The sequence below is a fragment of the Alphaproteobacteria bacterium genome, from assembly GCA_030740435.1.
Lineage (GTDB): Bacteria > Pseudomonadota > Alphaproteobacteria > UBA2966 > UBA2966.
In genome coordinates this window covers 1-15,689 of record JASLXG010000011.1, presented here as the reverse complement: position 1 = coordinate 15,689, position 15,689 = coordinate 1, and the positions used below count along the sequence as shown (strand labels likewise).

The window sequence follows — 15,689 nt, the reverse complement described above, 5'->3', positions numbered from 1 at the left end:
ACCCGATTCCGCCAGAATCTTGGTGATCGCCGCCGTCAGCGTCGTCTTGCCGTGATCGACGTGGCCGATGGTGCCGATGTTGCAGTGCGGTTTGGTCCGCTTGAACTTCGCCTTCGCCATGATCTCGCTCTCCGTAACTCGGTCGCCGTTCCCTAGGCCAACTTGGCCCGCAAATCTTCCGATACCGCCTGCGGCACCTGCTCGTAATGATCGAAGGTCATATGAAACTGCGCCCGACCTTGGGTCATCGAGCGCAGCGTATTGACGTAACCGAACATGTTGGCCAGCGGCACCTGGGCGGTAATCGTCACCGCGTTGGCACTGCTCTCGGTGGCCGTGACGTGACCACGGCGCGAATTGAGGTCGCCGATGACGTCGCCCATGTAATCCTCCGGCGTCACTACCTCGACACCCATCAAGGGTTCGAGCAACTTGAGGCCAAGGCCCGGTGCCGCCTCGCGCAGTGCCGATCGGGCCGCGATCTCGAAGGCCATGACCGAACTGTCTACGTCGTGATGCGCCCCGTCGACCAGCGTCGCCTTGAAATCGATCAACGGGAAACCGGCCAGCAGGCCGCCCGAGGCCACCTCGCCGATGCCCTTGCCGACGCCGGGAATGTATTCCCTGGGCACCGAGCCGCCGACCACGGCCTTTTCGAACTCGTATCCGGAACCGGCGGGCAGCGGCTCGAAGAGTATCTTGACGCGGGCGAACTGGCCGGCGCCGCCGGTCTGCTTCTTGTGGGTATAGTCGATTTCGCGGGCTTTGGTGATGGTCTCACGGTAGGCCACCTGGGGGGCGCCGATATTGGCGTCCACCTTGAATTCGCGCTTGAGCCGGTCGACGATGATCTCGAGGTGCAGCTCGCCCATGCCCTTGATGATGGTCTGGCCGCTCTCGGCGTCCGAGGTCACCCGGAACGAGGGGTCCTCGTCGGCCAGCCGGCTCAGCGCCACGCCCATCTTTTCCTGGTCGTTCTTGGTGCGCGGCTCGACGGCGATCTCGATCACCGGGTCGGGAAATTCCATGCGCTCGAGCACCACCGCCGATTTGGCGTCACACAGCGTTTCGCCGGTGGTGGTCTGCTTGAGGCCGGCAATGGCGACGATGTCGCCGGCCCGGGCCTGCTTGATGTCCTCGCGCGAATTGGCATGCATCAGCAGCATGCGCCCGACACGTTCGCGCTTGCCCTTGACCGGGTTGAGCACGCTGGAGCCCGAGTCGACGACGCCGGAATAGATGCGCACGAAAGTCAGGCTGCCGACGAAGGGATCGGTCATGACCTTGAAGGCCAGGCCGGAGAAGGGCTCGTCGTCGTCGGACTGGCGCACGATCGCGCTGTCGTCGTCGGCGCTCAGGCCCTTGACGGCGGGCACGTCGGTGGGCGCCGGCAAATAATCGATAAGGGCGTCCAACAGCGGCTGGACGCCCTTGTTCTTGAAGGCCGAGCCACAGAAGACCGGCACGAAGGCACCCGAGATGGTGCCCAGCCGGATGCAACGCCTGAGCGTGTCCGGGTCCGGCTCCTGGCCCTCGAGATAACTTTCCATGACGCTGTCGTCGAGTTCCACCGCGACCTCGACCAGCACCTCGTGCAAGGCCTGGGCCTGATCGCCGAGCTCGGCCGGGATGTCGGCGTCGTAGAATTCGGCGCCCAGAGTCTCTTCCTTCCAGAGCACCGCCTTCATGCGCACCAGATCGACGATGCCGGCGAATTCGGCCTCGCTGCCGATGGGCAGTTGCAGCACCAGCGGCTTGGCGCCGAGGCGCTCGCGCACCATGTCGACGCAACGCTCGAAGTCGGCACCGACGCGGTCCATCTTGTTGATGAAGCAAATGCGCGGCACACCGTACTTGTCGGCCTGGCGCCACACGGTTTCGGTCTGGGGCTCGACGCCGGCCACCGAATCGAAGACGGCAACGGCGCCGTCAAGCACGCGCAGGCTGCGCTCGACCTCGATGGTGAAATCGACGTGGCCCGGCGTGTCGATGATGTTGATGCGGTGGTCGCGCCAGAAGCAGGTGGTGGCGGCCGAGGTGATGGTGATGCCGCGCTCCTGTTCCTGCTCCATCCAATCCATCACGGCGGCACCGTCGTGGACCTCGCCGATCTTGTGGGAGCGACCGGTGTAATAGAGGATGCGCTCGGTCGTCGTCGTCTTGCCGGCATCGATGTGAGCCATGATGCCGATATTGCGGTAATGATCGAGCGGCGTCGTGCGTGACATTGTCGCGAATCCCAAAAAAACTGCGCCGCCTACCAGCGGTAGTGCGAAAAGGCCCGGTTGGCCTCGGCCATGCGGTGGGTGTCCTCACGCTTCTTGACAGCCGCCCCGCGGCCATTGGCAGCGTCGAGGAGTTCGCCCGAAAGGCGTTCGGTCATGGTGTTCTCGGAGCGCTTGCGCGCCGCCTCGATGAGCCAGCGGATGGCCAGGGCCTGGCGCCGATCGGTGCGCACCTCGGTGGGCACCTGGTAGGTGGCGCCGCCGACGCGGCGCGAACGCACCTCGAGCTGCGGCTTGATGTTGCCCAGGGCCTCGTGGAAGACGCCCAGCGGTTCCTGGCTGGTGCGGCTCTGGATCTGGTCGAAGGCGCCATAGACGATGCTTTCGGCCAGCGACTTCTTGCCGTTCAGCATCAGCGAATTCATGAATTTGGTAAGCACCTGATCGCCATATTTGGCATCGGGCAGAACGTCGCGTTTTTCGGCTGCGTGGCGTCGGGACATGAGGGTTCTCGCTACTTGGGCCGTTTGGCGCCGTATTTCGAACGGCGCTGGCGGCGGTCCCCCACGCCCTGGGTATCGAGCACGCCGCGGATGACATGATAACGCACGCCCGGCAGGTCCTTGACCCGGCCGCCGCGGATCATCACCACGGAGTGTTCCTGCAGGTTGTGACCTTCGCCGGGAATGTAGGAGGTCACCTCGAAGCCGTTGGTCAGGCGCACGCGGGCCACTTTGCGCAAGGCCGAATTGGGCTTTTTCGGGGTCGTCGTGTAGACCCGGGTGCAGACGCCACGCTTTTGCGGGCAGCCCTCCATGGCCGGCACTTTGTTGTGCGACACCGGGCGCTTGCGCGGTTTGCGAATAAGTTGATTGATTGTCGGCATCTTGTTGTGTCCGCCCTGCTTCCGCCCTAATTCCGCCCTAAATTCCGCCCGGTTCCGTTGCCAGTTGCCGCGCCCAACCGCTTGCTGGGCACAAAACAGAGGCAAGCCATGGCGCTTGGCTCGCCAACGAGTGCTTTTCGCCCACCCGCAAGGCTTAGAATGTCGCCTTTAACCTAAAGTTCGAGCGCCGCGTCTAGACGGTACCGCCTACCACCGGCGTCCGAGGAGCGCGCACTATAAGGAGACGCCCCCCAGGCGTCAAGCCCAAACGGCGCTGAAAACCGCCCGTTTTCAACGCTTTCGCTGGCTTCACGCGGGGCCGCTACAAGCTCTTGGCAACGACCTTAGCCGGGGTCCCGGCGGAGCGCAACAATGTTGCCGGGAAAAAGCACCGCCTGGCCAGCCGGGAGCAAACCTGAACTCCCCTATTCGGCCGCCGAAGCGCCATCGGCCTCGGCTGTCGATGCCCCCGCTTCCTCGGCCGCCGCCAGTTGGGCCGCCTGCTCCTCGGCCGCCGCCAGTTCGGCTGCCGCCTTGGCCTCCTCGGCTTCGAGCTGCTCGGTGTATTCGCGGTCACGCTGGACCGCCACCTGCTTGATGCGATTGATGGCGGCGCCGGTGCCAGCCGGAATCAGGCGGCCGACGATGACGTTCTCCTTCAAACCGTTGAGACCGTCGACACGGCCCGAAACCGCGGCCTCGGTGAGCACGCGCGTGGTTTCCTGGAACGAGGCGGCGGAGATGAAGGAACGCGTCTGCAGGCTGGCCTTGGTGATGCCCTGCAACACCGGCAGCGCCGTGGCGATCTTGAGGCCTTCGTCGGCGGCCCGCTCGTTGGCCTCGTCGAACTCGATGCGATCGACTTGTTCACCCAGCAGCAGCGTCGTCTCGCCGGGATCGAGCACCTCGACCTTTTGCAGCATCTGACGCACGATGACTTCGATGTGCTTGTCGTTGATGCGCACGCCCTGCAGCCGGTAGACCTCCTGGATCTCATAGACCAGGTAGGCGGCCAGGGCCTCGACGCCGAGCACGCGCAGGATGTCGTGCGGCACCGGGTTGCCGTCCAGCAGCGGCTCGCCCTTCTCCACCCAATCGCCCTCCTTGACGCTGATGTGCTTGCCCTTGGGGATGAGATACTCTTCCTGATCGAGGGATTCGTCGTCGGGCTTGAGCACCAGGCGGCGCTTGGCCTTGTAGTCGCGGCCGAATTCGATGCGGCCATCGAAATCAGCGATAATGGCGTGATCCTTGGGTTTGCGGGCCTCGAAAAGCTCGGCCACCCGAGGCAAGCCACCAGTGATGTCGCGGGTCTTGGTCGATTCACGCGGGATGCGTGCCAGCACGTCGCCGGCATCCACCGAGGTGCCGTCCTCGACGCTGAGGATGGCGTCGACCGAGAGGAAATAGCGGGCCTCCAGGTCGTTGGCCAACTTCACCACCTCGCCCTTTTCGCTGCGCAGGGTGATGCGCGGGCGCAACTCGCTGCCCTTGGGTTGCTGGCGCCAATCGACCACCACCTTGTTGGCGATGCCGGTGGCCTCGTCGACCAACTCGCGCAGCGAAACGGCATCGACCAGGTCGCGATAGGTGGCGACCCCGGCCTGTTCGGTGATGATGGGGATGGTGTAGGGGTCCCACTCGGCAATGACGGCGCCCTTTTTTATTTCGCCGCCGTCGTCGAACTTGAGCCAGGCGCCGTAGGGCAATTTGTGGCGGGCCCGCTCGCGGCCGTTCTCGTCGACCACCACGACCTCGGTATTGCGGCCCATGACGACCAGGCGGCCGGCCGAATCCTCGACCACGTTGCGGTTATGCACCTTGATGGTACCGTCGGAGTTGGACTCGACGCTGGATATCTCCGCCAGCTGGGCGGTGCCGCCGATGTGGAAGGTGCGCATGGTCAACTGGGTGCCCGGCTCGCCGATCGACTGGGCGGCGATGACGCCGATGGCCTCGCCGATGTTGACCCGCGTTCCGCGCGCCAGATCGCGGCCGTAACAGCGGCCGCAGACGCCGTTGTCGCTCTCGCAGGTCAGCACCGAGCGGATGCCGACGCTGTCGACGCCCGAGCGCTCGACGAGGTCGATGTCGTCCTCCTCGATCATCTCGCCGGCCTTGATCAGGACATCGCCGTTGAGCGGATCCTTGAGATCGACCGAGGCGCAGCGGCCGAGCACGCGCTCGCCGATGCCGACCACAACCTCGCCGCCCTCGAGCACCTCACGCACGGTCAAGCCCTCTTTGGTGCCGCAGTTCTCCTCGACGATGGTGCAGTCCTGGGCCACGTCCACCAAACGCCGCGTCAAGTATCCCGAGTTGGCGGTCTTCAGCGCCGTGTCGGCCAGGCCCTTGCGGGCACCGTGGGTCGAGTTGAAGTACTCGAGCACACTCAGGCCTTCCTTGAAGTTGGAGATGATCGGAGTCTCGATGATTTCGCCCGAGGGCTTGGCCATCAGGCCGCGCATGCCGGCCAGTTGTTTCATCTGAGCGGCCGAGCCACGGGCCCCGGAATCGGCCATCATGAAGATCGAGTTGACCGGCAGGTTCTGGCCGCTCTTGGGATCGGTGCGGTTCTTGATCTCGGCGATGCCCTTCATCATCTCGTCGGCCACCCGCTCGGTGCACTGGGCCCAGGCGTCGACCACCTTGTTGTACTTCTCGCCCTGGGTGATCAAGCCGTCGACGTATTGCTGCTCGTATTCCTTGACCAGTTCGTGGGTCTCGTTGACCAGCGCGCCCTTGACCTCGGGGATGACCATGTCGTCCTTGCCGAAGGAAATGCCGGCCCGGCAGGCGAAGTCGAAGCCCATGGCCATGATGCGGTCGGCGAAGATGACCGTCTCCTTCTGGCCGCAATGGCGATAGACGAAGTCGATGAGCGTCGAGATCTCGGTCTTCGAAAGCTGCTGGTTGATGAGCTCGAAGGGCACCTTGGGATGGCGCGGCAAGACCTCGGAGAGCAACATGCGGCCGGGCGTCGACTGGACCCGCAGGTAGATCTCGTCGCCGTTCTCGTCGACTCCGCGGTAGCGGCAATGGATGCGCGCATGCACGGTCAGGGCATTGTTGTCCAGCGCCTGCTGGATTTCGGCCACCGAGCCGAACACGGCATCCTCACCGAGCTCGCCCTCACGCTCGATGGTCATGTAGTAGAGCCCCAGCACCATGTCCTGCGAGGGCACGATGATGGGCTTGCCGTTGGCCGGGCCGAGAATGTTGTTGGTCGACATCATCAGCACCCGCGCCTCGAGCTGGGCCTCCAGCGAGAGCGGCACGTGCACGGCCATCTGGTCGCCGTCGAAATCGGCGTTGAAGGCGGCGCAGACCAGGGGATGGAGCTGGATCGCCTTGCCCTCGATGAGCACCGGTTCGAAGGCCTGGATGCCGAGGCGATGCAGCGTCGGCGCCCGGTTGAGCAGCACCGGATGTTCGCGGATCACTTCGTCGAGGATGTCCCAGACCTCGGGACGCTCCTTCTCCACCAATTTCTTGGCCATCTTGATGGTGGCCGCCATGCCGCGCAGCTCGAGCTTGGAATAGATGAAGGGCTTGAAGAGCTCCAGCGCCATCTTCTTGGGCAGGCCGCACTGCTGCAGCTTGAGCTCGGGACCGACGACGATGACCGAGCGGCCGGAATAATCGACCCGCTTGCCCAGCAGGTTCTGGCGGAAGCGCCCCTGCTTGCCCTTGAGCATGTCACTGAGCGATTTCAGCGGCCGCTTGTTGGCCCCGGTGATGACCCGGCCGCGCCGCCCGTTGTCGAACAGCGCGTCTACGGATTCCTGCAACATGCGCTTTTCGTTGCGCACGATGATGTCGGGCGCCAAAAGCTCGATCAGGCGCTTGAGCCGGTTGTTGCGGTTGATCACCCGGCGGTAGAGATCATTCAGATCCGAGGTCGCGAAGCGCCCCCCGTCGAGCGGCACCAGAGGCCTCAGATCGGGCGGAATCACCGGGATGACGGTAAGGATCATCCACTCCGGCCGGTTGCCCGAATGAATGAAGCTCTCGATCAGCTTGAGCCTTTTCACCAGCTTCTTGGGCTTGACCGTCGAGGTCGTCTCGGCCAGTTCGGTGCGCACCGCGTCGCGCTCGGCCTCGAGGTCGAGCTGCTCGAGGATGGCGCGCACCGCTTCGGCCCCGATGCCGGCGGTGAAGGCGTCCTCGCCGTACTCGTCCTGGGCCAGCATGTACTGTTCTTCGCCCAGGATCTGCCGCCCCTTGAGCGGCGTCAGACCCGGCTCGATGACGATGAAGCTCTCGAAGTAGAGCACGCGTTCGAGATCCTTGAGCGTCATGTCGAGCAGCAGCCCGATGCGGCTGGGCAGCGATTTCAGGAACCAGATGTGGGCCACCGGCGAGGCCAGCTCGATGTGGCCCATGCGCTCGCGCCGCACGTTCGACAACGTCACCTCGACGCCGCACTTCTCGCAGGTGATGCCGCGATACTTCATGCGCTTGTACTTGCCGCAAAGGCATTCGTAGTCCTTGATGGGACCGAAGATGCGGGCGCAGAAGAGGCCGTCGCGTTCCGGTTTGAAGGTGCGGTAATTGATGGTCTCCGGCTTCTTGATCTCGCCGAACGACCACGACCGGATGCGTTCGGGGCTGGCGATGCCGATCTTGATCTGATCGAAGCTCTGGGCGGCGCTGACCTGGCCGAAGATCTTCATCAATTCATTCATCTTCGCGTTCTCCTTGCTACTCGCTCAGGGTCTCGAGGCACAGGGTCTCGGGGCCGGGCGTGTGAGCACTCAGAACTCGTGTTGGCCGAGTTCGACGTTGAGGCACAGTGCCTTGAGCTCCTTGACGAGCACGTTGAAGGATTCGGGAATGCCGGCTTCGAAGGTATCGTCGCCGCGCACGATGGATTCGTAAACCTTGGTACGGCCGGCGACGTCGTCGGACTTGACGGTAAGCATCTCGCGTAGCGTGTAGGCGGCGCCGTAAGCCTGCAATGCCCAGACCTCCATCTCGCCGAAGCGCTGGCCGCCGAACTGCGCCTTGCCGCCCAGCGGCTGCTGGGTGACCAGGCTGTAAGGGCCGATCGAGCGGGCGTGGATCTTGTCGTCGACCAGATGGTGCAATTTCAGCATGTAGATGTAGCCCACCGTGATCTTGCGGTCGAAGGTCTCGCCGGTGCGGCCGTCGATGAGCGTCACCTGGCCCGAAGCGTCGAGACCGGCCTGCTCCAGCATTTCGACGATCTGGGCCTCGTTGGCACCGTCGAATACCGGCGTCGCCACCGGGATGCCGGTGCTCAGATTGCCGCCCAACTCCACCACCTCGCGGTCGTCGAGATCGGCGATCAGACCGTCGAAGATCGGCTTGCCGTAGACTCCCTTGAGGGTTTTCTTGAGATCGGCAACCTTGCCGCCGGCCTGCACCTTGTCGAGCACCTCGCCGATCTGGCGGCCCAGGCCGGCACAGGCCCAGCCCAAATGGGTCTCGAGGATCTGGCCCACGTTCATGCGCGACGGCACGCCGAGCGGGTTGAGCACGATATCGACGCTGCCGCCCTCTTCCAGATGCGGCATGTCCTCGATGGGCACGATCTTCGAGATCACACCCTTGTTGCCATGGCGTCCGGCCATCTTGTCGCCGGGCTGCAGCTTGCGCTTCACGGCCACGAAGACCTTGACCATCTTCATCACGCCGGGCGGCAGTTCGTCACCGCCCTGCAGCTTCTCGACCTTGTTCTCGAAGCGCGCCATGAGATGCGCCCGGGCGTCCTGGAACTGCTTGTTGAGTTGCTCGATGTCGGCCATGGCGCGGGCGTCCTTGAGGCCGATCCGCCACCATTGGCCGTGGCTCATGTCGGCCAGCACGGCCTCGCTGATCTTGCCGCCGGTTTTTATGCCCTTGGGCGCGGATACGATCAAGCAGCCCATGAGCAGCGATTTCAGCCGATCGAAGGTGTTGCGCTCGAGGATCTCGAACTCGTCGTCGCGGTCCTTGGCCAGGCGTTCGATCTCGTCGCGCTCGATGGCCAGGGCACGCTCGTCCTTGTCGACGCCATAGCGTGAAAAGACGCGCACCTCGACCACCGTGCCGGCGACGCCGGGCGGCAGCTTGAGCGAGGTGTCGCGCACGTCCGAGGCCTTTTCGCCGAAGATGGCGCGCAACAGCTTCTCTTCCGGCGTCATCGGCGATTCGCCCTTGGGCGTGATCTTGCCGACCAAAATGTCACCGGGATGGACCTCGGCGCCGATGTAGACGATGCCGGCCTCGTCGAGGTTCTTCAGCGCCTCTTCGCCGACGTTGGGGATGTCGCGGGTGATCTCCTCCTGGCCCAGCTTGGTGTCGCGCGCCATGACCTCGAATTCGTCGATGTGGATCGAGGTGAAGACGTCGTCCCGCACGATGCGTTCCGAAATCAGGATGGAATCCTCGAAGTTGTAGCCGCCCCAAGGCATGAAGGCGACCAGCACGTTGCGCCCCAGCGCCAGCTCGCCGAGATCGGTCGAGGGACCGTCGCCGATGATGTCACCGGACCGCACCTCGTCGCCCACCTTGACCAGGGGGCGCTGGTTGATGCAGGTGTTCTGGTTCGAGCGCTGGAACTTCAGCAGGTTGTAGATGTCGACGCCGGAGCGCGAAAGATCGGTCTCCTCGGTGGCGCGGACGACGATGCGGTGGGCATCGACCTGTTCGACTATCCCTGAGCGCCGGGCCACGATGGTGACGCCGGAATCGCGGGCCACCACCTCTTCCATGCCGGTACCCACCAACGGCGCCTCGGGCTGCAGCAACGGTACCGCCTGGCGCTGCATGTTCGAGCCCATCAGCGCCCGGTTGGCGTCGTCGTTCTCGAGGAAGGGAATGAGCGCCGCCGCCACCGAAACCAGTTGCTTGGGCGAGACGTCGATGTATTCAACGTTCTCGGGCGGCGTGACGATGAAATCGCCGGCCTGGCGGCAGCTCACCAGATCGTCGGTCAGGCGGTCGCGGGCGTCGATCGTGGCGTTGGCCTGGGCGATGATGTACTTGCCTTCCTCCATGGCCGAGAGATAGGTCACCTCGGCCGTCAGCTTGCCACCGGCGACCTGGCGGTAGGGACTCTCGATGAAGCCGTACTTGTTGACGCGGGCGTAGGTAGCAAGACTGTTGATGAGCCCGATGTTGGGCCCCTCGGGCGTCTCGATGGGGCAGATGCGGCCATAGTGCGTGGGGTGGACGTCGCGCACCTCGAAGCCGGCGCGCTCGCGCGTCAGACCGCCCGGCCCCAGCGCCGAGAGCCGGCGCTTGTGAGTGATTTCCGAGAGCGGGTTGGTCTGGTCCATGAACTGGCTGAGCTGGGAGGAGCCGAAGAATTCACGCACCGCCGCCGCCGCCGGCTTGGCGTTGATCAGGTCGTGCGGCATGACGGTGTCGATTTCGACCGAACTCATACGCTCGCGGATGGCGCGCTCCATGCGCAAGAGCCCCACCCGGTACTGGTTTTCCATCAATTCGCCGACCGAGCGCACCCGACGGTTGCCCAGATGGTCGATGTCGTCGATGTCGCCGTGGCCGTCCTTGAGCTCGACCAGGGTCTTGATCACCGCCAGGATGTCCTCGCGCCTCAGCGTGCGCAGCGAATCATCGCCATCGAGCCCCAGGCGGGCGCTGATCTTGACCCTTCCCACGGCCGACAGGTCGTAACGTTCGTTGTCGAAAAAGAGGCTTTTGAAGAGCGCCTCCGCGGTCTCCAACGTCGGCGGCTCGCCTGGACGCATGACGCGGTAAATCTCGACCAGCGCCTTTTCGTAGGCGGTGTTCTTGTCGAGCGCCATGGTGTTGCGCATGTAGGGGCCGATGTTGACGTGGTCGATGTCGAGCGTGGGAATGACGGCGACACCGGCCTCTTCGAGGATGGCGATGTTGTCTTTGTCTTTCTCCTGCTGCAATTCCTCGCCGGCCTCGACATAGATCTCGCCGGTTTTCTCGTTGATGATGTCGACAGCGACGTAGCGGCCGAGCAGCTCCTCGGAGGAGACCAGTTGCTCCTTGACGCCCTTTTCCTTGAGCTTGCGGCCCAAGCGCGGCGTCATCTTGGTGCCGGCCTCGGCCACCACCTTGCCATCGGCGGCGTTGACCAGATCGTGGATCAGCTTGAGGCCGCGCAGCCGATCGAGATCGAAGGGCGTGCGCCAGCCGCTACGCTTCTTGTCCCACTTGAATCCGACGGTGCGATAGAAGTGCTCCAAAATCTCCTCGGCACTCATGCCCAAGGCGAACAGCAGCGTCGTCACCGGCAGCTTGCGGCGCCGGTCGATACGCACGTAGACGATGTCCTTGGCGTCGAACTCGAAGTCGAGCCAACTGCCGCGATAGGGGATGATGCGGGCGGCGAAGAGGAACTTGCCCGAGGAATGGGTCTTGCCCTTGTCGTGATCGAAGAAGACGCCGGGCGAGCGATGCATCTGGCTGACGATCACGCGCTCGGTGCCGTTGACCACGAAGGTGCCGCTGTCGGTCATCAACGGCATGTCGCCCATGTAGACGTCTTGTTCCTTGATATCGAGCACCGACTTGGAACCGGTGTCGGGATCGACCTCGAAAACGATCAGACGCAGCGTCACCTTGAGCGGCGCGGCAAAGGTCATGCCGCGCTGCCGGCACTCCTCGACGTCGTACTTGGGAGGCTCGAGCTCGTACTTGACGAATTCCAGCGAAGAGGATTCGGAAAAATCGGAAATCGGGAAGACCGACTTGAACCCGGCCTGCAGGCCTGAATCCGGACGCTCGTCGGGACCCAAGCCCTTTTGCAAGAAGTGTTCGTATGAATTCTTCTGCACCTCGATCAGATTGGGCATCGTGGCGATCGTGGGAATCCGTCCGAAATCCTTGCGAACCCGCTTGCGGCCGGTAAAGGAAAGTGCCGTGTTCATGCTCTACCTCGTCATATCGCGACGTCCGTCGCATCACCTCTTAACGCAGTCACTTGGCGGCGAACGGCTTGGCCGCCGCGCCGCCCGCCGCCCTGACCCCGGCTATTTCAGCTCGACGCTGGCGCCGGCCCCCTCGAGCGTGGCCTTGACCTCTTCGGCCTCCTGCTTGTTGACGCCCTCCTTGACCGCGTTGGGCACGCCTTCGACGAGATCCTTGGCCTCCTTGAGACCGAGGCCGGTCATCGCCCGCACCTCTTTGATCACGTTGATTTTCTTTTCGCCGAAGGACGTCAGCACGACGTCGAAGCTGTCCTGCTCCTCGGCCGCTTCGGCCTCGCCGCCAGCGCCAGCCACGGCCACGGCCACCGGTGCGGCCGCCGAGACGCCCCACTTCTCTTCCAGCAGCGTCGCCAGCTCGGTCGCCTCCATGACCGTCAACTGCGACAGGTCCGCGGCAATTTTTTCGATATCAGCCATTTCTCTTCAACTCCTCGTTTGGTATCTCTGGATTGGGGATTCGCTGGCCACTTGGCCTACGCCGCCTCAGCCTTTTCTGCATGCGCGCGGATGACCCGGGCCAGTTGGCCGGCCGGGGCCTGCAGCACGCCCGCCACCTTGGTCGCCGGGGCCTGAATCAGGCCGACGATCTTGCCCCGCAACTCGTCCAGCGAGGGCAGCGAGGCCAGACCCTTGACGCCGTCGGCATCGAGCAGCGTCTGGCCCATGGCACCGCCGAGAACGATCAGCTTTTCGTTCCCCTTGGCAAAGTTCACGGCCACCTTGGCGGGAGCCACCACGTCGTCGGCGAAAGCGATCGCCGTGGGGCCCGTGAACATGTCCGTCAAGGGTGCATAGGGTGTGTCGGCGAGAGCCAAACGTGCGAGCCGGTTCTTGGTCACCCGGAAATTGGCACCGGCCTGGCGCATCTGGACGCGAAGATCGTTGATCTCCGCCACCGTCAGGCCGCTGTAATGGGTGACCACGACCGCCGCCGCGTCCTGGAAGGTCTGGTTCAATGACCGGACCACGTCTTCCTTTTGCGTTCGGTCCACTGCTCGGTCTCCGATCTTGGGACGCCGCGGCCCATAGGCCCCAATCGTCCCGGTTACGCCTTGGACCCGGCCGGTCGCGGCCGCATCCGCCACTCCCGTCCCAGAGGTACGAACCGGGCTGGCGGGCCCAAACGCGGGCCTCCGTTCCGGTCATCCCCTGTCTGTGCAGGCGCTTCGCGCCTTAGGCCGCCGGCTCGCCTTGGAGCCGTTGGCACCTGCAGTCTCGGACAGGTCGAAAAGGTCGGACAACTGCCGGCCTTTCCTACCGCCGCCCCATTGGGGGGCCGCGGAATTCAGTATCTCGAGCCCCACGGGGCCCGATACTCGCGCGCTACTCGTTCATGCTGGCGACGTCGATCCGAACGCCCGCCCCCATGGTCGAGCTCAGCGCCACACGCTTCATGAAGGTGCCTTTGGCACCGCTCGGTTTGGCCTTGCTGATGGCACCGACAAATGCCTTGACGTTCTCCAACAGCGCCTCTTCGCTGAAACTTGCCTTGCCTACCCCGGCATGCACGATGCCCGCTTTTTCGACGCGAAACTCCACCTGACCGCCCTTGGCCGCACGAACCGCCTCGGCGACGTCGGGGGTGACGGTGCCCAGCTTTGGGTTGGGCATGAGGCCGCGGGGCCCCAGGATCTTGCCCAGCTTGCCCACCACGGCCATCATGTCGGGCGTCGCCACGCAGCGGTCGAATTCGATCTCGCCGGCCTGCACCTTGGCCGCCAAATCGTCGGCGCCGACCAAGTCGGCACCGGCCTCGCGGGCCTCGTCGGCTTTTTGCTCCTTGGCGAAAACCGCCACCCGCACCGACTTGCCGGTGCCGTGGGGAAGCTGCACCATGCCGCGCACCATCTGATCGGCGTGACGCGGATCAACACCCAGGTTGACCGCCACCTCGATGGTCTCGTCGAACTTGGCCTGGGCTCGCTGCTTGACCATCTTGACGGCCTCCGCCAGCGGATAATCCGCCAGGCGGTCGATGTCCTCGCGAATCGTCCGGCCGCGTTTGCCTTTGCCTGCCATCAGTCTACTCCACCACTTCCAGGCCCATGGAGCGGGCCGAGCCGGCGATCATCTTGGCCGCCTGGTCGATGTCGTGGGCGTTGAGGTCGACCATTTTCTGTTCGGCGATCTCGCGCACCTGGGCCATGCTGACCTGGCCCACCACCTCGCGGCCGGGCTCGCTGGCCGCCTTGTCCAGGCCGGCGGCGCGCTTGAGGAAGAACGAGGCCGGCGGCGTCTTGGTCTCGTAGCTGAACGAGCGGTCGGCGTAGACCGTGATGATGGTGGGAATCGGCATGCCCTGCTCGAGACCCTGGGTCTCGGCATTGAAGGCCTTGCAGAATTCCATGATGTTGAGGCCACGCTGGCCCAGCGCCGGCCCGATGGGCGGCGACGGGTTGGCCTGGCCGGCCGGCACCTGCAGCTTGATGAATCCGTCTATCTTCTTCGCCATCTCAACTCCTGTTCAGGGCCCAGGAAAATTCCCCGGCCTCAGGGCCGTGGTACGGCTATGGCCCGCCTCCCACGCAATCGGCCGCGGCGGCTGCCGCCGGCCACGCTCTTTACAACCTCGCGGTCAAACCTTCTCGACCTGCGAATACTCCAATTCCACCGGCGTCGCCCGGCCGAAGATCGAAACCGCCACCTTGAGCCGCGCCCGCTCCTCGTCGACATCCTCGACATAGCCGTTGAACGAGGTGAAGGGGCCGTCCGAGACCCGCACCTGTTCGCCGATCTCGAAGGTCACCGAAGGCTTGGGCCGCTCGATACCTTCCTGCACCTGGCGCAGGATACGATCGGCCTCGGCCTCGCTGATCGGCGTCGGCTTGCCGGCCGGGCCCAGGAAACCCGTCACCTTGGGGGTGTTCTTGACGAGATGGTAGCTTTCGTCCGTCATCTCCATCTTGGCCAACACATAGCCCGGGAAAAACTTGCGCTCGGCACTGACCTTCTGGCCCCGCCGCACTTCGACCACCTCCTCGACCGGCACCAGAACCTCTTCGAAAAGCTCCTCCATGCCATGGCTCACGGCCTGTTCGTTGATCGACTGCGCGACTTTGTGCTCGAAACCCGAATAAGCGTGCACGATGTACCAAAGACTGGCCATACTTCGCTAACCTCCCAGGCCGAGCACCAAGCGCACGCCCAACGACAGCACCTGGTCGACGATGAAAAAGAACGTTGCCGCCAGGATCACCATGACGAACACCATCGCCGTGGTGACGCCCGCCTCCTTGCGCGTCGGCCAGGTGACCTTGGCAGTTTCCTGCCGCACCTGCCGAATGAATTCACCTGGGGTCGTCTTGGCCATGGGCTGCCGATAAGTCCGTACTCATTCAAGATCTACGCCATCAGAATCCACGTCGTCAGGAACTGGCAGGAGTGGCAGGGATCGAACCCGCAACCCCCGGTTTTGGAGACCGGTGCTCTACCAATTGAGCTACACTCCTAGCGACGCCTCTCTCACTCGATAATGCTGGCGACGACGCCGGCACCCACGGTGCGGCCACCCTCGCGGATGGCGAAGCGCAGGCCCTCGTCCATGGCGATGGGCGAGATCAACTCGACCTCCATCGACACGTTGTCGCCCGGCATCACCATCTCGGTGCCTTCCGGCAGCGCCACCTGGCCCGTCACGTCGGT

The 15,689-nt window shown here is 64.0% G+C and carries 13 protein-coding genes and 1 tRNA gene; all 14 read right to left on the bottom strand.

The annotated features are described in order from the left end of the window. Positions 1 to 120: GTP-binding protein (locus QGG75_01480; protein MDP6065916.1), on the bottom strand; the 120-nt coding region annotated here is incomplete at its 3' end. A 32-nt stretch (positions 121 to 152) separates the two neighbouring features. Beyond that, positions 153 to 2,228: an elongation factor G gene (fusA, locus tag QGG75_01475; GenBank protein MDP6065915.1), complete on the bottom strand. Its 2,076-nt coding sequence runs from the start codon at positions 2,226 to 2,228 to the stop codon at positions 153 to 155. 29 nt (positions 2,229 to 2,257) lie between these two features. Beyond that, positions 2,258 to 2,728, bottom strand: a complete 471-nt coding sequence (rpsG, locus tag QGG75_01470; protein MDP6065914.1) for a 30S ribosomal protein S7 — start codon at positions 2,726 to 2,728, stop codon at positions 2,258 to 2,260. A gap of 11 nt (positions 2,729 to 2,739) precedes the next feature. Next, entirely contained in the window at positions 2,740 to 3,111 is a 372-nt protein-coding gene (rpsL, locus tag QGG75_01465; protein MDP6065913.1) for a 30S ribosomal protein S12, read from the bottom strand. A gap of 425 nt (positions 3,112 to 3,536) precedes the next feature. Then, positions 3,537 to 7,799, bottom strand: coding sequence for a DNA-directed RNA polymerase subunit beta' (gene rpoC / locus QGG75_01460; GenBank protein MDP6065912.1), 4,263 nt, complete (start codon positions 7,797 to 7,799; stop codon positions 3,537 to 3,539). Between the two features lie 69 nt (positions 7,800 to 7,868). Next, positions 7,869 to 11,987, bottom strand: coding sequence for a DNA-directed RNA polymerase subunit beta (gene rpoB, locus QGG75_01455; protein ID MDP6065911.1), 4,119 nt, complete (start codon positions 11,985 to 11,987; stop codon positions 7,869 to 7,871). Between the two features lie 102 nt (positions 11,988 to 12,089). Continuing rightward, complete coding sequence (gene rplL, locus QGG75_01450) at positions 12,090 to 12,464, bottom strand: 50S ribosomal protein L7/L12 (protein ID MDP6065910.1); 375 nt, start codon at positions 12,462 to 12,464, stop codon at positions 12,090 to 12,092. Positions 12,465 to 12,520: 56 nt separating this feature from the next. Further along, entirely contained in the window at positions 12,521 to 13,039 is a 519-nt protein-coding gene (gene rplJ, locus QGG75_01445; GenBank protein ID MDP6065909.1) for a 50S ribosomal protein L10, read from the bottom strand. Between the two features lie 331 nt (positions 13,040 to 13,370). Further along, positions 13,371 to 14,066, bottom strand: coding sequence for a 50S ribosomal protein L1 (rplA, locus tag QGG75_01440; protein MDP6065908.1), 696 nt, complete (start codon positions 14,064 to 14,066; stop codon positions 13,371 to 13,373). A gap of 4 nt (positions 14,067 to 14,070) precedes the next feature. Beyond that, entirely contained in the window at positions 14,071 to 14,499 is a 429-nt protein-coding gene (gene rplK, locus QGG75_01435; protein ID MDP6065907.1) for a 50S ribosomal protein L11, read from the bottom strand. Positions 14,500 to 14,622: 123 nt separating this feature from the next. After that, positions 14,623 to 15,153, bottom strand: a complete 531-nt coding sequence (nusG, locus tag QGG75_01430) for a transcription termination/antitermination protein NusG (GenBank protein ID MDP6065906.1) — start codon at positions 15,151 to 15,153, stop codon at positions 14,623 to 14,625. 6 nt (positions 15,154 to 15,159) lie between these two features. After that, the gene (secE, locus tag QGG75_01425) at positions 15,160 to 15,357 is read right to left on the bottom strand and encodes a preprotein translocase subunit SecE (GenBank protein MDP6065905.1); all 198 of its coding nucleotides are present in this window, start codon (positions 15,355 to 15,357) and stop codon (positions 15,160 to 15,162) included. A gap of 63 nt (positions 15,358 to 15,420) precedes the next feature. Further along, positions 15,421 to 15,496: transfer RNA gene (locus QGG75_01420), tRNA-Trp, on the bottom strand. 13 nt (positions 15,497 to 15,509) lie between these two features. Then, positions 15,510 to 15,689, bottom strand: a 180-nt coding sequence (gene tuf, locus QGG75_01415) for an elongation factor Tu (GenBank protein ID MDP6065904.1), incomplete at its 5' end; no start/stop codon positions are given.